The organism is Nocardia farcinica (assembly GCF_001182745.1).
Classification (GTDB): domain Bacteria; phylum Actinomycetota; class Actinomycetes; order Mycobacteriales; family Mycobacteriaceae; genus Nocardia; species Nocardia farcinica.
In genome coordinates this window covers 596,083-616,738 of sequence record NZ_LN868939.1, presented here as the reverse complement: position 1 = coordinate 616,738, position 20,656 = coordinate 596,083, and the positions used below count along the sequence as shown (strand labels likewise).

Below are 20,656 nucleotides of genomic sequence, written 5' to 3'. Positions count from 1 at the left end.
CTCTTGACGGCGCGGGGCGGCTCGGACCAGTCTGGTCGCATGGCGATCCTCTTCAGTGGCTGTTGATTCTCGCCCGGCGTCCGCACACCGCGTGATGTCCGGGGGCTGGCGTGGCGCGCGGTGCTCTTCAAGGGCTCGCGCGAATTCGTTCCGCTCTACGCGCTCTACGCGCTGCTGTTCGCCGACCACGGCCTGACCACCGCACAGATCTCTTCGCTGTTCGCGCTCTGGTCGATCACGTCGTTCGTGCTGGAGGTGCCCTCCGGCGCCTGGGCGGACACGGTGTCCCGGCGCGGGCTGCTCGTGCTCAGCGGTGCCTTGGTCGCGGCGGCGTTCACGGTCTGGACCGCCGCGCCGTCCTACCTCGGTTTCGCTCTCGGCTTCGTGCTGTGGGGTGTGGCGGGGGCGTTGGAATCGGGCACCTTCGAGGCGCTGATCTACGACGACCTGGCCGCGCGCGAGCGGGCGGGGGAGTACGCGCGGGTGATGGGATACGCCCGCGCCGCCGCGGAAGGCGCGGTGGTGGTGGCGATCCTCGCCGCCGCGCCGCTGTACGCGCTCGGCGGATACGGGCTGGTCGGATGGTTGAGCGTGGCAATCGCGCTGGCCCACACCGCCCTCGCGTGCGGGCTGCCGAGCGTGCCGAAGGCCGGATCGGTCGCCGAGATCGACGCGGCACCCGAGCCGGTGGTGCCCGGTCACCCGCCGGTGCGCGGTGAACCGCGCGCCACCGAGCACAGCGTGGGCGAGCGGTGGGTGCGTCGGGTGGCCGACGCGGATTCGGGGCCGCCCGCGCGGGCGGTGGCTGCCGATGGCGACGCGACGACGGTAGCGGGCGGTGACGGGGTGGCCGCGCGGTACCTGCGGATGCTGCGGGCGGGGGTGGGCGAGACGGTGCGGACTCCCCGGATCCGCCGTGCCGTCCTGTTGGGTTCGATGCTGTTCGGCATCACCGCCTACGACGAGTACTTCGCCCTGCTCGCGCAGTCGGTGGGTGTGCCGACGGCGGTGGTGCCGGTGCTGATCGGGGTGACCGTGGTGGGTTCGATGACCGGCACGCTGCTGGCCGGGCGCACCAGCGGGTGGCCGGGGCCCAGGCTGGCGGTGATGGTGGCCGTGGGCGGCCTGTTGTTCGTCGCCGGCGCCCTCGTCGCTGGGCTGGCCGCCGGCCGCCCGGGCTGGGTGTACCCGCTCACCGCGGCCGGTTTCATCGCCCTCGGCGTCGGCTACGGCGCCGTGCTCAACGCCGAGATCGTCGCCGATGCCCGCCTCCAGGACGCCATCGAAGGCACGGCCCGTGCCACCGTCACCTCGGTGTCCGGACTGCTCGCCGAAGTCGTCGCCCTCGCGGTCTTCGGGCTCGCCGCACTCGCCGGGACCTGGCTGTCGATGGCGGTGACCCTCGCCGTGCTCGGCGCGCTCATGCTCGGCGTCGCGGCACTGACCCCGTCGTGGTTGCCGCGCCCCGCCGCCGATCCGGCCACCGTCGACGGGCGGTGAGCCAGCGCGCTTCGATCGCCCACCTCGCCGCGGGCGGTACCGTGCGGACGTGACCGCGCGGATGAGGCTGGGGCTGGTGTTCGGGTTCTGCATCGGCGCGGGGGTGGCGGTGCAGGCCAGGATCAACGGCGCGCTGGGGATGCGGTTGCACGACGGAATCGCCGCCGCCACCGTCAGTTTCGGCACCGGGTTGGTGGTGTTGGCGGCGGCGTTCGCGGTGAGCGGGCGGCTGCGGGCCGGCCTGGCGGCGGTGCGGCGGGCGCTGGGCGAAGGGCAGCTGCGTGGCTGGCAGCTGCTCGGCGGGTTGTTCGGGGCGTTCTTCGTCGCGAGCCAGGGGCTGACCGTGGCGGCGATCGGTGTCACGGCCTTCACCGTTGCGGCCGTCGCGGGGCAGTTGCTGAGCAGCCTCGCGGTCGACCGCGCCGGGCTCGCCCCGAGCGGGCGGACCCCGGTGACCCCGCGACGCGCCGGTGGCGCGGTGCTCGCGATCGGCGCGGTGGTGCTGGCCACGAGCACCCGGACCGACGCCGGACAGGCCGGGCTCGCGCTGCCGGAATCGGTGCGCGAGGTGCCGCACCCGGTGCTGATCGCCTTGCCCGCCCTGGCGGGTATCGGCTTGGCCTGGCAGCAGGCGGTCAACGGACGGGTCGGGGCGGTCGGCGGGGCCGGCTCGGCGGCGTTGGTGAACTTCGCCGTCGGGTTCGCGGTCCTGCTCGGCGTGGAATTCGTGGTGGTGCTGACGTTGCGCGGGCTCGGGGCGTTCCCCACCGAGCCGTGGCTGTACCTGGGCGGGGTGATCGGGGTGGCGTTCATCGCGCTGGCCGCGCTGACGGTGCGCTGGATCGGCGTGCTGCTGCTCGGACTCACCTCGGTGGCCGGGCAGCTGGTCGCCTCGGTGGCGCTCGACACGCTCGTCCCCGCCGGCCCGGGTCTCTCCCCGTGGTCGCTGCTCGGCTGTCTGCTCACGCTCGTCGCGATCGCCCTGGCCACCGAGCCGAACCGCGCCTGATCAGGTGGTTTGCCGCACCGTAGCCGATGTGCGACCGTGGAGACGAGCCCGGTGCGCGGGCTCCCGGACGAGGGGTGCCGTACCCGGAGTGCGACAAGACGGCCCGAGGAGGGCTGACATGTCGTGGCTGCTGCTGGTCATCTCCGGGGTGCTGGAGGCGGTCTGGGCGACCGCGCTGGGCCGGAGCGAGGGTTTCCCCGGCTCGTCCCGTCGGTGGTGTTCTTCGTCGCGCTGGCCGGGAGCATGGCGGGGCTCGCGTGGGCGATGCGGGATCTGCCGGTCGGCACCGCGTACGCGGTCTGGGTGGGCATCGGGGCGGTCGGGACCGTCGCCTACGCCATGGCCACCGGCACCGAGCCGATCGCCTGGACCAAGATCCTGTTCCTGACGATGATCATCGGCGGCGTGGTCGGGTTGAAGATGGTGGGCTGATCAGAAGGTGCGCGCGAGCAGCGATACCCCGATCGCGACCATGGTGACGGCGACCAGGGCGTCCAGCACCCGCCACGCGGCGGGCCGGGCGAGCACCGGGCTCAGCAATCGCGCACCGTAGCCGAGCCCGGTGAACCACACCGTGCTCGCCAGCATCGCGCCGAGGCCGAAGATCCAGCGCAGCGAGCCGCGATCGGCGGCGATGGAGCCGAGCAACAGCACGGTGTCGAGGTAGACGTGCGGGTTGAGCCAGGTCAGCGCCAAACTGGTGACCACGGCGGCCCGCACCGAGCCCGCCGCGGCGCCGGAATCGCCGAGCGCGGCGGCGTCCGGTCGCAGCGCGCGACGCGCGGCCAGCACGCCGTAGCCGAGCAGGAAGACGCCGCCGGCCAGCCCGACCGCGGTGAGCGCGCCGGGCCAGGCCGCCACGACGGCGCCGAGCCCCGCCACGCCCAGGCCGATGAGCACGATGTCGGAGGCCGCGCAGATGCCGACCACCGCGAGCACCGCCTGGCCGCGCACGCCCTGGCGCAGTACGAAGGCGTTCTGCGCGCCGATCGCCACGATCAGCGACAGTCCCGCACCGAATCCCGCCACCGCGGCGGTGAGCATCTGCGTGGTCACGGCTCCCGACGGTAGGCACCGCCGCGTATTCAGTACAGCTAATGTTTCTTAGCTACCATTAGCTGTCGTGATGATCGACTTGCCGCTCGACCAGGTGCGCACGCTGCTCGCCGTCGTCGACACCGGCACCTTCGACGCGGCCGCCGCCACCCTGCACGTGACGCCGTCCGCGGTGAGTCAGCGCATCAAGGCGCTCGAGCAGCGGACCGGGCGGGTGCTGGTGCTGCGCACCAAGCCGGTCCGTCCCACCGAATCCGGGCAGGTGCTCGTGCGATTCGCGCGGCAACTGGCCGCGCTGGAGCGCGACACCCAGCGGGAACTGGGCATCGCCGCGGGCTCGGATGCCACCTACCTGCCCATCGCCGTCAACGCGGACTCGCTGGCCACCTGGTTCCTGCCCGCGCTCACCCGCGTCCCGCAGGATCCACCGATCTGCTTCGACCTGCACCGCGAGGACGAATCACACACCGCCATGCTGCTGCGCGAAGGCCGGGTGATGGCGGCGGTGACCTCCGCGGCCGAGCCGGTGCCCGGCTGTACCGCCCGCCCGCTCGGTGCGGCGCGCTATCTGCCGGTCGCGAGTCCCGCCTTCGCCGAGCGCCACCTGCGCGGGGAGCCGGATCGTCGCCTGCCCGACGCCCCGGTCGTGGTCTTCGACCGCCGCGACGAACTCCAGGACCGCTTCGTGCGCACCCTCACCGCGGGCCGGGCGGCCGCGGGCGCACTGCGCCACCACATCCCCACCTCCGAAGGCTTCTGCGACGCCGTCACCGCGGGCCTCGGCTGGGGGCTGATCCCCGAACCCCAGGCGGCGCCGCTGCTGCGCAGCGGGCAGCTCACCACGGCGGTGCCGGGGCGCTGGGCGGATGTTCCGCTGTACTGGCAACAGTGGAAGCTCGACGTGCCCGCGCTCGCGCTGGTCGCCGAGACGATCGCCACCGCCGCCGCGGAGTCGCTGCACCCCTGGCGATGACCGGCGGCGCTCCGACGGTGCGCGTCAGAGCTTGCGTGAGCGGAGCTCGTGGCCCTTGGAGGTCTTGCAGCGGCCCGACTCCAGATCCCACTGCCAGCCGTGCAGGTTGCAGGTGAGGGTCGTGCCCTCGACCACGCCGAACTTCGACAGATCGGCCTTGAGATGTGGGCAGCGGCGCTGGATCTCCCAGCCCGCGATCTCGGTGGAGGCCGAATCGTCGTGCGCCTCGGCGAACCAGCCGTCGGCGTAGGCGATGCGTTCGTCGGTCAGGCACTTGAAGAAGGTGTAGAGGAATTCGTTGTAGCCGCCGATGCGCCAGGCCTGGAAACGCGTGGACAGGAAGATGGTGTTCACCCAGTCGGGCTCGTTGTCGCGCAGCACCGTGCGCACCAGCTCGGGCGCGATGCGGAAGCCGTAGCGGTAGCGGCCCTCGCCCTCGATCGGCGCGCGCACCACCCGCTTGGGGAAGTCGAGCACCACCGTCTCCTCGCCGAGTACCAGGCCGACGGGGTAGCCGATGCCGTCGCAGATCAGGTCGCTCTGCGCCATGATCGGCTCGAACAGCTCTTTGAGCGGCTCGAGCAGCGAGCCCTCGCCGTGCGCCCAGGTCGCCTTCTCCGCGGCCAGCACCGGCGCCATCCGCTGGGCCATGTCCTCGATGTAGGCGGCCTTGTCGCCGTAGATGCGGTCCGGGTCGAACGGATGGGTGAGGTCGAGTTCCTTGCCGCGCACGTCGGCGACCGAGCCCGGGATCATCAGGATCCCGCCCTCGTTGCCGTGGATGCGCATCTGCTCGAGGAACACCATCTGGTCGGGGAAGATGTTGCCCTCGTCGCCGCGGTCGTCGTTGAGGTAGCGCAGTTCGGGGTCGAGGAACACCGGCGGGCCCGCCGACGGCACCACCCAGGTGGCCCCGACCTGCTCGATGTAGCTGCGCGCCCGGTCCATGCCGCGTTGCCGCTTCTGCTTGCCGAAGTTGGACTTCGTGCGGGCCGGGATGTCGTAGACCATCGGGTACCAGATGGCGCCCGAGTACTGCAGCAGGTGGATGTCGATGTGGCCGAACGCCTCGTGCAGCACGTCCATGTCCACCGGCCGGGCGTCGTTCATGTTGAAGCAGGTGGTCTCACCGTCGGAGACCACCAGGCCCGAGTCGCCGATCGGGCCGTCGGCGGGGGCGCGCAGGGCGATGATCATGATGTCCAGGTCGCCGCCCGGCCCGGTCACCGTGTGCTTGACCGAGTCCTCGGTCTCGAAGAACTTGTGGAAGCCCAGCTTCTCCAGCTCGCGGCGCAGGTCCGGCACCGGGTAGTCCGGCAGCAGCACGGTCGCGTCCTTGTTGACGTGCTCGGCCAGGTTCTTGGCGTCGAAGTGGTCGCGGTGCAGGTGCGAGACGTAGAGGAAGTCGCAGTTGCCCAGCTCGTCCCAGTCCAGGCCGGTGTTGTCGGGGAACGGGAACCACGACCCGAAGTAGGCGGGGTTGACCCAGGGATCGCAAAGGATCGACCCGGCCGCGGTGCGGATGTGGAATCCGGCGTGTCCGACGCTGATGATCTGCACGAGCTGTTCCTCCTGACCGTTACCAGCCAACCAGGGTAGTGGCTGGCCGGTGAGCGCTGTTCGCTGCCCGGGCGGGCCGCGGGTGGCTAGCGCGTGACATCGCCGAGGCAGTAGCCCTCGTCACCCTCGGCGAGGGTGAAGGTGCGGGTCGTCGTGGTGCCCGCGGCGTTCGTGACCGGGACGTCGACGGTGATGTAGCCGGCCGAGAGCCACTGCGAGGTGAGTTCGTCGCCGTCGAAGGCGGTGACGCCGGTGAGCTTGCCCGGGTTCGCGGCCAGCGGAGCGGGAACCTTGCGGCCGCTGCCGGTCGGGTCCCAGGTCGGGGGGGAGGCCGCGCACAGCAGCGGGTGGGCGTCCTCGGTGTCGGCCGGATCCAACGGCTCGCCGACCAGGCGGGACAGGTAGCGGCGGACGGTGTGCCTGGCGTCGGCGTCGTCGTATCCGATGGTCTCGCCAGGGCCGTACACCCGCGGGCAGGCGTAGCCGGTGGCGATGGCCGCGCGCTCGACGGTCACGGTCGCGGCGGCGCTCTTCCAGGTGACGGTGTCGGCGGTGGCGGTGCCGGGGCGGGCCAGCGCGGCCAGGATGGTCTGCGGCTGGGCGTACATGTCTGCCACCGTGCCCGGCGGGAGCGTCCAGCACTTGTCCTGGAGTTCGGCGATCGTGTCGGTCTCCAGGTCGGCGGCCCACCGGCGCACCGCGGTCGCCGCCTCGGGCACGCCGGGCACCGCGCCGACCTCGGGGGCGTCGGCGGGCGGCGGGGGCAGGGTGCTGGTCGGGGGCGGCGCGGGTGCGGTGGTGGCCGAGGACGGCACCGGCTCGGTGACCACCGGCTCGGCGGCGGCCACCGGCTCGTCGCCCGGGATACCCGACACCGAGTCGCAGCCCGCGAGCAGGACCGCGGCCGTCACCGCGACGCCGGCGGCCAGCGCCCGGGCGCCGGGGGCACCCCGCCCGCGGCTCGATGCTCTCCGGTCGCGTGCACTCTCGTGCGGGCGGGCGCGTTCCACTTCGACGATCCTCTTTCCTGGATGGACGGGCGGGGGCCGGTGCGGATCCGGCGTGCGGGCGCGGGGCTGCCGCGCGGCACTGCCGGACGGGCGATGCTGCGACTACGCTAGCGGAATTGTGGAACCCGTCTACCGGACGATCATCGGCTTGGCCCGGACCGTCTTCTTCGTACAAGGCCTGAAGTTCACCGTCACCGGTGCCGAACACATTCCGGCCAGGGGTGGTGCCGTGCTCGCGGTCAACCACACCGGCTACATGGACTTCACCTACGCGGGCCTGCCGGTGCGGCGCGTGAAGCGCTATATCCGCTTCATGGCCAAGAAGGAGGTCTTCGACGACAAGATCTCCGGCCCGATCATGCGCGCCCTCAAACACATTCCGGTGGATCGTGCCGCGGGCGCGGACTCCTACCAGGCCGCGGTGGACTATCTGCGGCGCGGCGAACTGGTCGGGGTGTATCCCGAGGCGACCATCAGCCGCAGCTTCGAGATCAAGGAGTTCAAGTCCGGCGCCGCGCGCATGGCCATCGAGGCGGACGTGCCGATCATCCCGATCGTGATCTGGGGCGCACAGCGCGTGTGGACGAAGGGCTACCCGAAGCGGCTGGGCCGCACCAACACTCCGATCTCGATCGCCGTGGGCGAGCCGATCGCGCCGTACGAGCCCGCCGCCGACCTCACCGCGCAGTTGCGGTCGACGATGCAGCGCATGCTCGAGGAGGTGCAGCGCGACTACGAGCACGAGCCCGGCGCCTACTGGGTGCCCGCGCGGCTCGGCGGCAGCGCGCCCACACTGGCGGAGGCCGACGCGATGGACGCCGCGGAGGCCGCCGAGCGGGCCGCCAAACGAGCGGCGGCACCGGAGGACTGATCAGGAGGGGGCCGCGGATGGCGCGCGAACCGGTCTACGACCTGCTCACCGGTCTGGTGCGCACACTGTTCTGGGCGCAGGGCCTGCGCATCGATATCGAGGGCCAGGAGCACATCCCCCGCGTCGGCGGGGCGGTGCTGGCCGTCAACCACACCGCGTACCTGGACTTCATGGAGGTCGGGCTGGTGGGCAGGCGCAGCGGCCGCAATGTGCGGTACATGATGAAGGCCGAGCTCGAACGCGGCATCGTCGGTTTCCTGATGAAGCAGTGCAAGGCCATCGGCGTGGATCGCTCCGCGGGCGCGGAGTCCTACGCCAAGGCCGTGGCGGCGCTGCGCGCGGGCGAGCTGGTCGTGGTCTACCCGGAGGCGACCATCAGCCGCAGCTTCGAGCTGAAGGAGTTCAAGTCCGGCGCGGCGCGGATGGCGCTGGAGGCGGACGTGCCGATCATCCCGATCGCCATCTGGGGCGCCCAGCGGATCTGGACCAAGGACATCCCCAAACAGCTGGGCAGGCACCGTTTTCCGATCCACATCCGGATCGGCGCGCCCATCCCCCCGGCGGGCAGCCCCGCCGAGCTCACCGCCCGCCTGCGCGCCGAGCTCGGCGCGCGTCTGGCCGCCGCGCAGCAGAACTACCCGGCCCCGCCCGGCGCCCGCTGGCTGCCCGCCCGCCTCGGCGGCACCGCGCCCACCCTGGAACAGGCCGCCGATCTCGAGCGCGCCGAACTCGAAGCCCGCCGGGCCAAGGCCCGCTGACCAGCAATTTTGGTCCGGGCCGCCCGGCCAGCTAGAGTTTCCGTTCGCACGGCCAGGCGCCGGGCACGCGGATGTAGCGCAGCTGGTAGCGCATCACCTTGCCAAGGTGAGGGTCGCGGGTTCGAATCCCGTCATCCGCTCCACGAGTCCCCTCAGCGGCGGAATTCCTTGGCTTTGCTCTTGACGCCTTGGACCAGGAGGTGCCACGCGTTCGGGTCACCCTGGAGGATCGATTTACCCAGGTCTTTGACCATGTCGTATTCCGCGTGGGGTGGGATCGGCGGTACCTCCGGGTCGCAGTGCACGTCGAGGAGGACGGGGCCGTCGGCGGTCAGGGCGCGTTCCCAGGCGGGAGCCAGCTCGGCGGGATCGCGGATCTCGACGGCCTGCAGGCCCATCACGCGGGCCAGCTCGGCGTAGGAGACGTCCGGAAGCGCTTGCGACTCCTCGAATTTCGGCGAACCGCCCATTGCCCGCAGCTCCCAGGTGACCTGGTTGAGGTCGTTGTTGTGGAACACGCACACCACCAGTCGCGGATCGGACCACAGCTCCCGGTAGCGGGCGATGGTCAGCAGCTCGGCCTGGCCGTTCATCTGCATGGCGCCGTCACCGACCAGGGCGACGACGGGCCGGTCGGGGTGGGCGAACTTCGCGCCGAGTGCGTAGGGGACGCCGCAGCCCATGGTCGCGAGCGTGCCCGACAGCGAACCACGCATCTGCCCGCGCATCCGCAGGCAGCGCGCGTACCAGTTGGTCGACGAGCCGGAATCGGCGGTGACGACGGCGTTCTCGGGCAGAACCCGGGAGAGTTCCCACACCACCCGCATCGGATTCACCGGCTCGGCGTCCACCATCGCCTGTGCCTCGGTGATCTCCCACGAGCGCCGCACCTGTTCGGTGATCGATTCCCGCCACGCCCGGTCGGTCTTGCGTTCCACCAGCGGAAGCAGCTCGCGCAGCGTGGCTTTCGCATCGCCGACGAGGTCCACCTCGGTGGGGTACCGCATGCCGATCAGGGTGGCGTCGCGGTCGATCTGGACCGCTCGCGCCTGGTCGAACTCGGGCAGGAACTGCGAATACGGGAAGTTGGAGCCGACGATCACCAGGGTGTCGCAGTCCTGCATCAACTCCCAGCTGGCCTTGGTGCCCAGCAGGCCGATCGATCCGGTGACATAAGGCAATTCGTCGGAGAGCACGTCCTTGCCCAGCAGGGCCTTCGCCACGCCCGCGCCGGTGAGTTCGGCCAGTTGCTCGACCTCGGCCGCGGCCCCGCGGGCGCCCTGGCCGATCAGGATCGCCACTTTGTCGCCGGCGTTCACCACCTCGGCGGCTCGGCGCAGGTGCTCGGCGGGGGGTACCGCGGTGCTGGTCAGGTCGTGCGGCGGGCTGGAGGGCACCTGCTTGAACGCGTGCGCGGGCGGCTCGTAGTCCTCCTCCTGGAGGTCGGCCGGGATGATCAGCGCCGTGGGCGCGCGCCGGGTGAGCGCGGTGCGCATCGCCCGGTCCAGCGCGTTGGGCAGTTGACTGGCCACGTTCACCTCGACCAGATAGTCCGAGGCGACGTCCTTGAACAATGCCTGCAGGTCGACCTCCTGCTGGTAGCTGCCGCCCATCGCGCTGCGGGCGGTCTGGCCGACGATCGCGACCACCGGCACATGGTCGAGCTTGGCGTCGTAGAGCCCGTTGAGCAGATGGATCGCGCCGGGCCCGGACGTGGCGGTGCACACACCGACCCGGTCCCCGAACTTGGCGTAGGCGACCGCGGCGAAGGCGGCCATCTCCTCGTGCCTGGTCTGTACGAACCGGGGCGTGTTGCCGGCCCGCCCGAAGGCCGCGACCAGCCCGTTGATGCCGTCGCCGGGATAGCCGAAGACCTGGTCGACACCCCATTCCCGCAGTCGCGCCAGCACCTGGTCGGCCACCTGGGTCGCCATCGTCGCTCCTTCCGTCGAACCGTCTCCCCGGCCGTGCTACCCGGTCCGCGCCCACCCAATCGCGGGCGTGCCGCCCGCTCCGGGCGTGGTGCGCGGCGTTGTCCGAATCCGCTAACATCACTGCTGCCTCTCGGTCCAGCAACCGGCCGCTGAGTCAGTTGGCGTGCGCCACGGGCGCCGCCGCTTCCTTGTGTGATCGGAGGCCGATGTCGGTGGATACCGGCGAAATGGTCGGCGGTGGCCGTGCGCAGTGACGCTTTCGACGCGGATATCGGGCTGGCCGCGGATGCCGGCTGGTTCGAACGTGAGCCCTTCGTCCTGCTCGTCGAGGACGACCCTGGCGACGCCCTGCTGGTCGAGGAACTGGTCGCCGACGCCGCACCGGGCCTGCGGCTGGAGTGGGTGCGCACCGTCGCCGAGGCCGCCGAGCGGCTGCGGGTAGCCGTACCCGACTGCGTGCTGCTCGACCTGCACCTGCCCGACGCGCAGGGCCTCGAGGCGCTGGCCAGGATCCGGGCCCGCAACGATCAGGTCGCCGTGGTCGTGATGACCGGGCTGGACCAGGAGCGCGCCGGCCTGGCCGCGCTCGCCTCGGGCGCGCAGGACTACCTGGTCAAAGGCCGCGTCGAGCCGGAGCTGTTCGCCCGCGCGGTGCGCTACGCCATCCAGCGCAAGCAGGCCGAGCGCACCAGCGCGGCGCTGCAGGCCAGCCAGATGCGCGCTCAGGAGAACGCACGGCTCGAACGGGGGCTGTTGCCGACCCCGCTGCTCGGCGCCGACGCCCCCGTGGATGTGGTGGCGCGGTACCGGCCCGGCCGGGCGCACTCGCTGCTCGGCGGCGACTTCTACGACGTGGTGCAGGACGCCGACGGCACCGTGCATGCCATCATCGGCGATGTCTCCGGTCACGGTCCCGATGCCGCGGCCACCGGGGTCGCGCTGCGATTGGCTTGGCGCACATTGGTTCTCAGCGGCGTCACCGGGTCGCGTCAGCTGCGCCTGCTCGAGCAGGTGCTGCTGGCCGAACGCACCGACCGGCAGACCTTCGCCACCGCGACGAGCCTGCTGCTCGATCCCGCGACCCGCCGGGTGCGGGTGCGCCGCGCGGGCCATCCCGGCATGCTGCGCTACATCGACGGCGAGCCGCACTGGGTCGAGGTGCCCGGTGGCGCCGCGCTCGGTTTCCTGCCCGGTCGCGCGGAGTGGCCCGACGAGGAGATCGAACTGCCCGAGCACGCGGGCCTGATGCTGTTCACCGACGGCCTGTTCGAGGGCAAGGTGGGGCGCGACGGTGCCCGGCTCGGTGAGGGCGGCCTGCTGGAGGTGGCGCGTGCGGTGCCCGCCACCCGTCCGGAGATCTTCGTCGACGAGCTGATCGGACGGGTGGAGGATCTCGCCGCGGACGCGGGCGGCCTCGACGACGATCTCGCCATCATCTATCTGCGCTGGCATGCCGCGCACGGAAGTGACCATCGATGAAGAACACCGACTCCCCGCTGGTGGGCCGGTTCACCGCGCAGGTGTGGTTCCAGCTGGTCTTCGCGCTGATGATCCTGGTGGTGCTGCTCGGCGCCGTCGCGGGCGCGCAGGTGATCGGCAACACCAACCGGGTCACCGACCGCCTGCTGGAACAGACGCTTCCCGCCTCCGCGGAGGCGTACCGGTTGCAGAGCACGCTGGTGAACCAGGAGACCGGCTTGCGCGGCTACGCGATCGCCGCCGACCCCCAGTTCCTCGAGCCCTACGTGGAGGGCAGGCAGGAGCAGGAGCGTGCCGTGCAGCGGCTGCGCGAGCTGTTGGCCGGCCGCCCGGACCTGCTCGCCGACCTCGACCTCATCGAGCGCACGGCGCAGCAGTGGCGCACCGAGTACGCCGATCCACTCGCCGCGACGGCGTCTCCCGGCGCGGCCAGGGAGCTGGCCGCGAACACGACGGTGCGGGCCAAAGAGGTCTTCGACGAGCTGCGCGCGGCGTTCACCATCCAGAACGAGCGGCTCGCGGCGGCCGTCGCGGCGGACAACGAGGCGCTGGCGGACGCGCGTTTCCTGCGCAACGTGGTCCTCGTCGGCATGGTCGCGGTCTTCCTGCTGACCGGCACGGTGTTGACCGTGCTGTTGCGCAGGCTGGTAGTGCACCCGCTGGCCGCGCTGACCCAGTCGTCACGGCGGGTGGCCAACGGCGACTTCGACCATCACATCGACGGTCACGGCCCCGCCGACGTGGCCCAGGTCGCCGAGGCGGTCGAGGACATGCGCAGGCGCATCGTCACCGAGCTGGGGTCCTCGCGCTCGCAGGGCACTCTGCTGCAACAGCAGAAGGCCGACCTGGATCTGCAGGCCGAGGAGCTGCGCCGCTCCAACGCCGAGCTCGAGCAGTTCGCCTACGTAGCCTCCCACGACCTGCAGGAACCGCTGCGCAAGGTGGCCTCGTTCTGCCAGCTGCTGGAGAAGCGCTACGGCTCCCAGCTCGACGAACGCGGCAAGCAGTACATCGATTTCGCCGTCGACGGCGCCAAGCGCATGCAGGTGCTCATCAACGACCTGCTCACCTTCTCCCGGGTCGGACGCGTCAGTGAGGGCGCCGAGCCGGTGCGGTTGGATCAGCCGCTGGACAAGGCGCTGCACAACCTGTCGGCGATGATCGAGGAGAACGACGCCGAGATCGAGCGCCCCGAAGATCTGCCCGAGATCGTGGGCGAGCCCACGTTGCTGACGATGTTGTGGCAGAACCTGATCGGCAACGCCATCAAGTTCCGCAGTCCCGAGGCCGCGCCGGTCGTGCGGATCGAGAGCACCCGGGTGAGCGAGGCCGACGGGGTGCTGTTCTCGGTGAGCGACAACGGCATCGGCGTCGCGGCGGAATTCGCGGAGAAGGTGTTCGTCATCTTCCAGCGTCTGCACGCCCGCGACGAATACAGTGGCACCGGTATCGGATTGGCCGTGTGCAAGAAGATCGTCGAGTACCACGGCGGTCGCATCTGGATCGACACCGACTACACCGGCGGTACCAGGATCTGCTTCACCCTGCGCGGCGCCGGACTCACCCCCACCACCCAAACGCCCACCGCCGTGGTGGAATCCGCCGAAGGAGCCAACGCATGACCGTGCCGGGCCAGCCGATCGACATCCTGCTCGTGGAGGACGATCCGGGCGACGAGCTGATGACCAGGGAAGCGTTCGAGGACAACAAGATCGGCAACGCGCTGCACGTCGCCCACGACGGGCAGGAGGCGCTGGACTTCCTCTACCGCCAGGGCGAGTACGCGCACGCCCCGCGCCCCGATCTGATCCTGCTCGATCTGAACCTGCCCAAGTACGACGGCAGGCAGGTGCTGGAGAAGATCAAGGCCGACCCCGACCTGTCGCACATTCCCGTGGTGGTGCTCACCACCTCGGCGGCCGAGGAGGACATCCTGCGCAGCTACCGGCTGCACGCCAACGCGTACGTGACCAAGCCGGTGGACCTCGACCAGTTCGTGGCCGCGATCAAGCAGATCGATGAGTTCTTCGTCCAGGTCGTCCGGCTGCCCCGCACCCGGTAGGCGCGGGGCGCGGGCGACTCAGTTGGCCGAGGTGCCGGTGCCCTCGGCCAACGCGGCGTCGAGGGTGTCGTACACCGCGAGCAGCTTGTCCAGCGCGGTCAGTTCGATGGGCCTGCGCACCGCGTCGGAGGCCACCACGCGCAGCCGCTGCGGCTGGGCGGCCTCGGAGACCACCAGCAGGGCACTCAGGCCGGCCGAGCCGAGGAAACCGACGTCGGACATGTCGACGACCAGCGGGTTTCCGCCGCGCTGGGCGTCCTCGAGGGCGGCCTGCAGCTGCGGCGCGGAGGCCATGTCGACCTCGCCGTGCACGGTGACGATCTCGGTACCGTTCTCGCTGCGCACCTGCACGTCGAGCACGCGGGACGCGCCTTCGCCGCTCACCGCTGACCTCCCAGCTCGCAATTCGCCACTTTCCACCTCTGCAGCATCGAGTCCCGCCCCGCGCACCGCGGTGCGAGGCTGTGAGCGATCTCCGCAGTCAACTTACCCGATCGGAGGATCGGTAATCATGGGCGTTCGGACCGGCCGCCCGGCCGCTGCGCCGGAACCGGGCCAGGTACGCTCGAGGTCCGGGCTTGACAGCATCGCACTCAGGAGCATTCGTAATGGGTAAGGGCGAGAACGTTTTCCCCTCGTCGTCGACGCGGACCAACACCATCGGGGTGCGCGTGCCCGCGGTCTACGAGCAGTTGATCATGCTCCGAGCGCTCGCCGAAACCGTGGCGTTGATCGCCGATTTCGGCATCGACGAGGTCGCCGACATCCGGCTGGCCCTCGACGAGGTCGCCACGGCGCTGCTGCAGGACGCGGTCCCCGGATCGGAGCTGGACTGTGCGTTCAGCTACGACGAGACCACGATGGACATCACCGTGTCCGCCGTCACCGTCTCCGAGACCGGCCCCGACCAGCGCAGCTTCGGCTGGCACATCGTCTCCACCCTCACCGACTCGGTGTCCACCTCGACCGGGCCCCGCGACGCCACCGCAGGCGGTCATCCCACCGTCGTGCAGTTCCGCTGGTCGCGCGGCGGCGCCGATGCGTGAGGAGGTGACGGGCGGTTCCACCAGAGCGGCGGCGGGCGGGTACCAGGATCTCGAGCCCCACTTCGTCGAACTGCGCGCGCTGGCCGAGGACGACCCGCGCAGACGCGCGCTGCGCGAGGAACTGATCGAACGCTGCCTGCCCCTGGCCGAGCACATCGCCCGCAAGTTCAGCGGCCGCGGGGAGAACTTCGAGGATCTGTTGCAGATCGCCCGCGTCGGCATGGTCGCGGCGGTCGACCGTTTCGACCCGACCCAGGGCGCGCCCTTCCTCGGCTTCGCGGTGCCCACCATCATGGGCGAGGTGCGCAGGCACTTCCGCGACCACACCTGGTCGGTGCGGGTGCCGCGCCGGCTCAAGGAACTGCAGGCCACCCTCAACCCGGCCATCGAGACGTTGACCCAGCGGCTGGGTCGCATGCCCAAGGCGCGCGAACTGGCCGAGGAACTCGGCGTCGACATCGCCGAGGTCACCCAGGCCCTGGTGGCCCGCAACGCCTACCAGACCTCCTCCATCGACGGTTCGAGCGGCGACGACGGTGAGTCGAGCGCGCCCGCGCTGGCCGACACCCTCGGCGCCGAGGACCCCGAGTTCGGGACCGTGGAGAACTACCTGGCGGTCAAGCCGCTCATCGCGGCGCTGCCCGAGCGCGAACAACGGGTGCTGGTGATGCGGTTCTTCCACTCGATGTCGCAGGAGCAGATCGCCCAGCAGATCGGCTGCTCGCAGATGCAGGTCTCGCGGATCCTGTCGCGAACGCTCAAGAGCCTGCGGGAACAGGCGCTGCGCGACTGACCGGCCGCGCCGGAAACGGTCGCCTGGGAATGATCACAGCCGGGAACCGGCATGTGGCGTGGTCGAATGGGTATGGCTATCGGCGAGCACGCAGCGTTGCGCGGTCTGCGTGTCGTTCGGTCCAGACCTACCGGGAGGCAGCTGAGGTGACGACGACCCGCCCGTCGGGGCTGGAAAGTCCGGCGAGTCGGTTGGAGCTGGACTTTCCGGCCACGCCCGACCAACTCGCCGAAGTACGTCACACGATGCAGCGCTGGCTCGCGCAGTGCCCGCTGGACGAACGCCAGGCGTACGACGTGCTGCTCGCGGTCGGTGAGGCGTGCACCAACGCCATCGAGCACGGACACCGCGGCGACGGCGGCACCATCCGGCTGCGGGCGGTGCGCGACGACGCCCACCTGAGCATCACCGTCGCCGATCACGGCCGGTGGAAGGCCCCCGACCCGAGCCCGGACCCGATGCGCGGGCGGGGCATGGCCATCATCCGCGCGCTCATCCCCGAAGTCGAGGTGACCATCTCCGGCAGCGGCACCACCGTCGACATGCGCCTGCCGCTCGCGCACGGCCGCCCTACCGGCTAGGTCGGCCGGGCAAACCTCGGGTTGAGCGAACGTGAGCCCGGACACGGGCGGATACTGGCTTGGTGATCGAAGGCAGCAGACCGAGCCCGCAGGTGATCGACGCGCTGGGCAGCGTGATCGGCACCGACTCGTGCTCCAACGCGGGTGAGTTCCGCTTCCACTTCGCCGACCAGCGCTGGGAATGGTCCGACGAGGTCGCCCGCATGCACGGCTACGAGCCGGGGGAGGTGCAGCCGACCACCGAACTGCTGCTCTCGCACAAGCATCCCGAGGATCGCGAGCAGGTCGAGTCGGCGCTGTCGCGGGTGGAGACGGGCGAGCCGTTCTGCAGCCGCCATCGGATCGTCGACACCGCCGGTGAGGTCCACGAGGTGATCGTCATCGGCGATTACCAGACCGACGAGGACGGCGCGGTCGTCGGCACGACCGGCTACTACATCGACCTCACCGACACCATCGAGGGCGAGCGCAAGGACGTCGTCGACGAGGTGCTCCCCGAACTCGTCGACGCCCGCGCGCCGATCGAACAGGCCAAGGGCGTGCTCACCGTCGTCTACGGCATCAGCGCCGACCAGGCGTTCTCGGTGCTGCGCTGGCGTTCGCAGGAGACGAACGTGAAACTGCGGGAGCTGGCCGCCCAGCTGGTGCGCGACGCCCGCGGGCTGGACGCGAACCGGGCCGGGCTGCGGACCCGCTTCGATCACGTCCTGCTGACCGTGCACGAACGGGCCGGACGACCCGCGGGGGCCGACGGGCACCGGCCGCCCCGCTGATCGTCCGACCCGTTCGCCGACCGGACCTCAGCTCGCCGTCGCGGTGAACCGGCGCAGCCGCAGGCTGTTGCTCACCACGAACACCGACGAGAACGCCATCGCGGCGCCCGCGAGCATCGGGTTGAGCAGTCCGGCCATCGCCAGCGGGATCGCGGCCACGTTGTAGGCGAAGGCCCAGAACAGGTTGGCCTTGATGGTGCCGAGCGTGCGGCGCGACAACCGGATCGCGTCGACGGCGGCGCGCAGATCGCCGCGCACCAGCGTGAGGTCGCTGGCCTCGATGGCGACATCGGTGCCGGTGCCCATCGCCAGGCCCAGATCGGCCTGGGCCAGCGCCGCGGCGTCGTTGACGCCGTCACCGACCATCGCCACGACCCGGCCCTGCTCCTGCAGCCGCCGCACCGCGGCCACCTTCTCCTCGGGCATGACCTCCGCGATCACCTCGTCGATGCCGACCTGGTCGGCGACCGTACGGGCGGCCGCGGCATTGTCGCCGGTAACCATCACCGGGGTGAGGCCGAGCGCCTTGAACTGCGAGATGGCCTGCGCCGACGTGGGTTTCACCGCGTCCGCGACCACGAGCACGCCGCGGACCGCGCCGTCCCAACCCACCGCGACGGCGGTGCCGCCACGCTGTTCGGCCGCGTCGACCGCCTCGGCCAGGCCGGACGGCATCGGGTGACCCCGTTCGGCGAGCAGGCGCGGCCGGCCCACCAGCACCTCGTGCCCGTCGACAGTGCCATGCACGCCGAGGCCGGCGAGATTGGCGAAGTCGCGCACCGGGGCGAGTTCGCCGCGCGCGCGGGCGGCCTCGGCGATGGCGCGGGCGATCGGGTGCTCGGAGGAGTGCTCCAGCGCGCCCGCCACCGCCAGCACCCGGTCGGCGTCCTCGCCCTCGGCGGCGTGCACGTCGAGCAGGGTCATCGTGCCGGTGGTGACCGTGCCGGTCTTGTCCAGCAGGATGGTGTCCACCCGCCGGGTCGACTCCAGGATCTCCGGGCCCTTGATGAGCACACCCAACTGCGCGCCCCGCCCGGTGCCGACCATCAGCGCGGTCGGGGTGGCCAGGCCGAGTGCGCAGGGGCAGGCGATGATGAGCACGGCGACCGCCGCGGTGAACGCCGCCGCCACCGAACCGCCGGTGCCCAGCCAGAAGCCGAGGGTCGCCACCGCCAGCGCGATCACGATCGGCACGAAGATGCCCGAGATCCGGTCGGCCAGCCGCTGGGCCTGCGCCTTGCCGGTCTGCGCCTCCTCGACCAGCCGGGCCATCTGGGCCAGCTGGGTGTCGGAGCCGATGCGGGTCGCCCGCACCACGAGCCGGCCGCCGACGTTGACCGTGGCGCCGACCACCGCGTCGTTCTCCCCGACCTCCACCGGCACCGATTCGCCGGTCAGCATCGAGGCGTCCACCGCCGAGGAGCCCTCGACGACCACACCGTCGGTGGCGATCTTCTCGCCGGGACGCACCACGAACCGGTCGCCGACGGCGAGCTGCTCGACCGGGATGCGCTGTTCGACACCCCCGCGCAGCACCGAGACTTCCTTGGCGCCGAGCTCGAGCAGCGCGCGCAACGCCGCGCCCGCCCGCCGCTTGGAGCGGGCCTCGAAATACCGCCCGGCCAGGATGAAGGTGGTCACGCCCGCGGCGGCCTCGAGGTAGATGTTGCCGGTGCCGTCGGTCCTGGCGATGGTGAGCTCGAACGGGTGGGTCATGCCCGGCGTGCCCGCGGTGCCCCAGAACAGCGCGTACAGGGACCAGCCCAGCGCGGCCAGGGTGCCCATCGAGACCAGGGTGTCCATTGTCGCGGTGCCGTGGCGCAGATTGGTCCAGGCCGCTCGGTGGAACGGCAGCGCGCCCCACACCACCACCGGCGCGGCCAGCGTCAGCGACAGCCACTGCCAGTTGGTGAACTGCAGGGCCGGGACCATCGCCATCGCGATCACCGGCACCGTCAGCACCGCCGAGACGAGCAACCGGGTGCGCAGGGCGGCGGTGGGATCGGCCTCGACCCGCGCGGATTGCGGTTCGCCGGTCGTGGCCGGCGCGGGCAGCGCGGCGGTGTAACCGGCCGCCTCGACGGTGGCGATCAGGTCCTCGGGGGCGATGTCGCCGGTGAAGTCGACGCGCGCCTTCTCGGTGGCGTAGTTGACCGTGGCGGTGACGCCGTCGAGCTTGTTGAGCTTCTTCTCAATGCGGTTGGCGCAGGATGCGCAGGTCATGCCGCCGATCTCGAGTTCGATCCGGCCGGCGACCGGCTGGTTCAGCGCGGTGGTCATGGGGTGCTCCGTTCTGTGCGGCCCGCGTGCGGTCGGCGTCAGTGGCCGTGGCCGTCGTCGTGTGGCGCGGGGGCGGGTGCGGTGGCGGTCGCGCCGTCGCGCGGCACCGTCACGGTGAATTCGGCGGTGCGGACCACGCCCTCGTGCTGGAAGTCCAGGAACAGGCGGTAGTCGCCGGGGCTGGGCGCGGTCATCGCGAAGGTGATGCCCGGTCCCGGTGCGGTCACGCCGTCACCCGGGTGGCCTTCGGGGTGCACGTGCAGGTAGGCCAGATCTGCCGAGCGTAGCGCGACCAGGTGGCCGTAGGCGCCCAGGTAGGGCTGCAGGTCGGTGACGGGCTGTCCGTTGCGGGCGACCGAGAGGGTCACCGTCGACGGCGCGCCCGCGGTGACGGTGCCCGTCAGGGTGACGGTGTAGTCGCCCACGACGGCGGTGCCGGCCGGGGCGGGCAGCGGCTGGGGATCGTAGCCGCCGGCGACCCGCAGGTCGGCGCCCAGCGTCAGGTTCTCGCCGCCCTCCGGGACGAAGTCGGCGTAGACGCGGTAGTCCCCGGCCCGGCTGAGATTCAGCGGCACGCTCCAGGTGCCGTCGGCGCCGAGCACCGGGTGCACGTGCTGGAAGGCGGTGAGGTCGCGGCGGACCACGATCAGGTGCAGATCCTTGTCGTGGCTGGTGGTGTACCGGGTGACGGGCGCGCCGCTCGCGTCGAGGATGCGCAACCGCAGCGGAACCTCCGGGGCCGCGCTGACCTGGGGGTCCGCCAGCTCGAGGGTGTAGCCCCGGTCGGTGACGAGCAGTCCGCCGGGCAGGTGGTCGGCCGCGGGGGCGTCGGCGGCGGTGTCGTGCTCGGCGTGCTCGGCGGGTGGGGAGTCGGTGGGGCCGACGAGCGCGCCGACGCCCAGCGCGATGCCGAAGATCGCGGCGAGCCCGACGGCGAAACCGGTGAACTTGGTGGCGGCGTTCATGCCACC

The 20,656-nt window shown here is 71.3% G+C and carries 19 protein-coding genes, 1 tRNA gene, 1 pseudogene and 1 riboswitch; of the genes and pseudogenes, 14 read left to right on the top strand and 7 right to left on the bottom strand.

Translation table 11 applies throughout. The annotated features are described in order from the left end of the window. Window positions 1-120: 120 nt before the first annotated feature. The 3 genes and pseudogenes from AMO33_RS19925 to AMO33_RS19915 all read left to right on the top strand — a co-directional run bounded on the left by AMO33_RS19925 (window position 121) and on the right by AMO33_RS19915 (window position 2,941). Window positions 121-1,500 (top strand): MFS transporter, encoded by a 1,380-nt coding sequence (locus AMO33_RS19925; RefSeq protein WP_060593870.1) that lies wholly within the window; start codon window positions 121-123, stop codon window positions 1,498-1,500. A 61-nt stretch (window positions 1,501-1,561) separates the two neighbouring features. Then, window positions 1,562-2,509, top strand: a complete 948-nt coding sequence (locus tag AMO33_RS19920; protein WP_060595057.1) for a DMT family transporter — start codon at window positions 1,562-1,564, stop codon at window positions 2,507-2,509. A gap of 41 nt (window positions 2,510-2,550) precedes the next feature. Further along, a riboswitch (guanidine-III (ykkC-III) riboswitch) is annotated at window positions 2,551-2,617 on the top strand. Window positions 2,618-2,627: 10 nt separating this feature from the next. Continuing rightward, window positions 2,628-2,941, top strand: a pseudogene (locus AMO33_RS19915) (DMT family transporter). On the opposite strand, the gene AMO33_RS19910 reads toward AMO33_RS19915, so the two are convergent. Next, window positions 2,942-3,553, bottom strand: coding sequence for a LysE/ArgO family amino acid transporter (locus AMO33_RS19910; RefSeq protein WP_011206674.1), 612 nt, complete (start codon window positions 3,551-3,553; stop codon window positions 2,942-2,944). Window positions 3,554-3,635: 82 nt separating this feature from the next. On the opposite strand from AMO33_RS19910, the gene AMO33_RS19905 reads away from it, so the two are divergent. Beyond that, entirely contained in the window at window positions 3,636-4,538 is a 903-nt protein-coding gene (locus tag AMO33_RS19905; RefSeq protein WP_060593869.1) for a LysR family transcriptional regulator ArgP, read from the top strand. A gap of 24 nt (window positions 4,539-4,562) precedes the next feature. Here AMO33_RS19905 and AMO33_RS19900 read toward each other — a convergent pair whose 3' ends face one another. Both AMO33_RS19900 and AMO33_RS19895 read right to left on the bottom strand, forming a co-directional pair. Next, complete coding sequence (locus AMO33_RS19900; protein WP_060593868.1) at window positions 4,563-6,098, bottom strand: MBL fold metallo-hydrolase; 1,536 nt, start codon at window positions 6,096-6,098, stop codon at window positions 4,563-4,565. Between the two features lie 86 nt (window positions 6,099-6,184). Next, window positions 6,185-7,108: a hypothetical protein gene (locus AMO33_RS19895; RefSeq protein WP_060593867.1), complete on the bottom strand. Its 924-nt coding sequence runs from the start codon at window positions 7,106-7,108 to the stop codon at window positions 6,185-6,187. Window positions 7,109-7,226: 118 nt separating this feature from the next. Here AMO33_RS19895 and AMO33_RS19890 point away from each other — a divergent pair, with 118 nt between their 5' ends. From AMO33_RS19890 to AMO33_RS19880, 3 genes are all read left to right on the top strand, one after another. Continuing rightward, window positions 7,227-7,979, top strand: coding sequence for a lysophospholipid acyltransferase family protein (locus tag AMO33_RS19890; RefSeq protein ID WP_060593866.1), 753 nt, complete (start codon window positions 7,227-7,229; stop codon window positions 7,977-7,979). 17 nt (window positions 7,980-7,996) lie between these two features. Beyond that, window positions 7,997-8,737 (top strand): lysophospholipid acyltransferase family protein, encoded by a 741-nt coding sequence (locus AMO33_RS19885; RefSeq protein WP_060593865.1) that lies wholly within the window; start codon window positions 7,997-7,999, stop codon window positions 8,735-8,737. 67 nt (window positions 8,738-8,804) lie between these two features. Then, a tRNA-Gly gene (locus tag AMO33_RS19880) sits at window positions 8,805-8,880 on the top strand. A gap of 9 nt (window positions 8,881-8,889) precedes the next feature. Here AMO33_RS19880 and AMO33_RS19875 read toward each other — a convergent pair. Beyond that, window positions 8,890-10,671, bottom strand: a complete 1,782-nt coding sequence (locus tag AMO33_RS19875) for a thiamine pyrophosphate-requiring protein (protein ID WP_060593864.1) — start codon at window positions 10,669-10,671, stop codon at window positions 8,890-8,892. A 243-nt stretch (window positions 10,672-10,914) separates the two neighbouring features. On the opposite strand from AMO33_RS19875, the gene AMO33_RS19870 reads away from it, so the two are divergent. The 3 genes from AMO33_RS19870 to AMO33_RS19860 are packed head-to-tail and all read left to right on the top strand — an operon-like array spanning window position 10,915 to window position 14,212. Next, entirely contained in the window at window positions 10,915-12,150 is a 1,236-nt protein-coding gene (locus AMO33_RS19870; RefSeq protein ID WP_170916142.1) for a PP2C family protein-serine/threonine phosphatase, read from the top strand. Beyond that, a complete protein-coding gene (locus AMO33_RS19865) occupies window positions 12,147-13,772 on the top strand; it encodes a sensor histidine kinase (RefSeq protein ID WP_060593863.1) in 1,626 nt (541 codons plus the stop codon). The genes AMO33_RS19870 and AMO33_RS19865 overlap by 4 nt, the downstream gene beginning before the upstream one ends. After that, the gene (locus AMO33_RS19860) at window positions 13,769-14,212 is read left to right on the top strand and encodes a response regulator (RefSeq protein ID WP_060593862.1); all 444 of its coding nucleotides are present in this window, start codon (window positions 13,769-13,771) and stop codon (window positions 14,210-14,212) included. Before AMO33_RS19865 ends, AMO33_RS19860 begins: the two co-directional genes overlap by 4 nt. 18 nt (window positions 14,213-14,230) lie before the next feature. Here AMO33_RS19860 and AMO33_RS19855 read toward each other — a convergent pair whose 3' ends face one another. Continuing rightward, a complete protein-coding gene (locus tag AMO33_RS19855; protein ID WP_011206684.1) occupies window positions 14,231-14,596 on the bottom strand; it encodes an STAS domain-containing protein in 366 nt (121 codons plus the stop codon). A 224-nt stretch (window positions 14,597-14,820) separates the two neighbouring features. Here AMO33_RS19855 and AMO33_RS19850 point away from each other — a divergent pair, with 224 nt between their 5' ends. The 4 genes from AMO33_RS19850 (at window position 14,821) to AMO33_RS19835 (ending at window position 17,405) form a co-directional block, all read left to right on the top strand. After that, entirely contained in the window at window positions 14,821-15,258 is a 438-nt protein-coding gene (locus tag AMO33_RS19850; RefSeq protein ID WP_011206685.1) for an ATP-binding protein, read from the top strand. Continuing rightward, window positions 15,251-16,051 carry an RNA polymerase sigma factor SigF gene (locus AMO33_RS19845; protein ID WP_011206686.1) on the top strand — a complete coding sequence of 267 codons (801 nt, stop codon included), beginning with the start codon at window positions 15,251-15,253 and terminating at the stop codon, window positions 16,049-16,051. The genes AMO33_RS19850 and AMO33_RS19845 overlap by 8 nt, the downstream gene beginning before the upstream one ends. A 146-nt stretch (window positions 16,052-16,197) precedes the next feature. Then, a complete protein-coding gene (locus tag AMO33_RS30535) occupies window positions 16,198-16,632 on the top strand; it encodes an ATP-binding protein (protein ID WP_159005384.1) in 435 nt (144 codons plus the stop codon). 59 nt (window positions 16,633-16,691) lie between these two features. After that, a complete protein-coding gene (locus tag AMO33_RS19835; RefSeq protein WP_060593860.1) occupies window positions 16,692-17,405 on the top strand; it encodes a PAS and ANTAR domain-containing protein in 714 nt (237 codons plus the stop codon). A gap of 27 nt (window positions 17,406-17,432) precedes the next feature. Here AMO33_RS19835 and AMO33_RS19830 read toward each other — a convergent pair whose 3' ends face one another. Together AMO33_RS19830 and AMO33_RS19825 are read right to left on the bottom strand one after the other, a co-directional pair. Continuing rightward, window positions 17,433-19,685 carry a heavy metal translocating P-type ATPase gene (locus AMO33_RS19830; protein WP_060593859.1) on the bottom strand — a complete coding sequence of 751 codons (2,253 nt, stop codon included), beginning with the start codon at window positions 19,683-19,685 and terminating at the stop codon, window positions 17,433-17,435. Between the two features lie 38 nt (window positions 19,686-19,723). Then, entirely contained in the window at window positions 19,724-20,650 is a 927-nt protein-coding gene (locus tag AMO33_RS19825) for a hypothetical protein (RefSeq protein WP_060593858.1), read from the bottom strand. Between the last annotated feature and the right edge of the window lie 6 nt (window positions 20,651-20,656).

What these genes read in the sequence shown, in the direction of transcription:
- AMO33_RS19920 (WP_060595057.1), top strand. Translation starts at nt 1,562, where the DNA reads ATGAGGCTGGGGCTGGTGTTCGGGTTCTGCATCGGCGCGGGGGTGGCG.
- AMO33_RS19910 (WP_011206674.1), bottom strand. Translation starts at nt 3,553, where the DNA reads ATGCTCACCGCCGCGGTGGCGGGATTCGGTGCGGGACTGTCGCTGATC.
- AMO33_RS19905 (WP_060593869.1), top strand. Translation starts at nt 3,636, where the DNA reads ATGATCGACTTGCCGCTCGACCAGGTGCGCACGCTGCTCGCCGTCGTC.
- AMO33_RS19885 (WP_060593865.1), top strand. Translation starts at nt 7,997, where the DNA reads ATGGCGCGCGAACCGGTCTACGACCTGCTCACCGGTCTGGTGCGCACA.
- AMO33_RS19875 (WP_060593864.1), bottom strand. Translation starts at nt 10,671, where the DNA reads ATGGCGACCCAGGTGGCCGACCAGGTGCTGGCGCGACTGCGGGAATGG.
- AMO33_RS19865 (WP_060593863.1), top strand. Translation starts at nt 12,147, where the DNA reads ATGAAGAACACCGACTCCCCGCTGGTGGGCCGGTTCACCGCGCAGGTG.
- AMO33_RS19860 (WP_060593862.1), top strand. Translation starts at nt 13,769, where the DNA reads ATGACCGTGCCGGGCCAGCCGATCGACATCCTGCTCGTGGAGGACGAT.
- AMO33_RS19850 (WP_011206685.1), top strand. Translation starts at nt 14,821, where the DNA reads ATGGGTAAGGGCGAGAACGTTTTCCCCTCGTCGTCGACGCGGACCAAC.
- AMO33_RS19845 (WP_011206686.1), top strand. Translation starts at nt 15,251, where the DNA reads ATGCGTGAGGAGGTGACGGGCGGTTCCACCAGAGCGGCGGCGGGCGGG.
- AMO33_RS19830 (WP_060593859.1), bottom strand. Translation starts at nt 19,685, where the DNA reads ATGACCACCGCGCTGAACCAGCCGGTCGCCGGCCGGATCGAACTCGAG.
- AMO33_RS19825 (WP_060593858.1), bottom strand. Translation starts at nt 20,650, where the DNA reads ATGAACGCCGCCACCAAGTTCACCGGTTTCGCCGTCGGGCTCGCCGCG.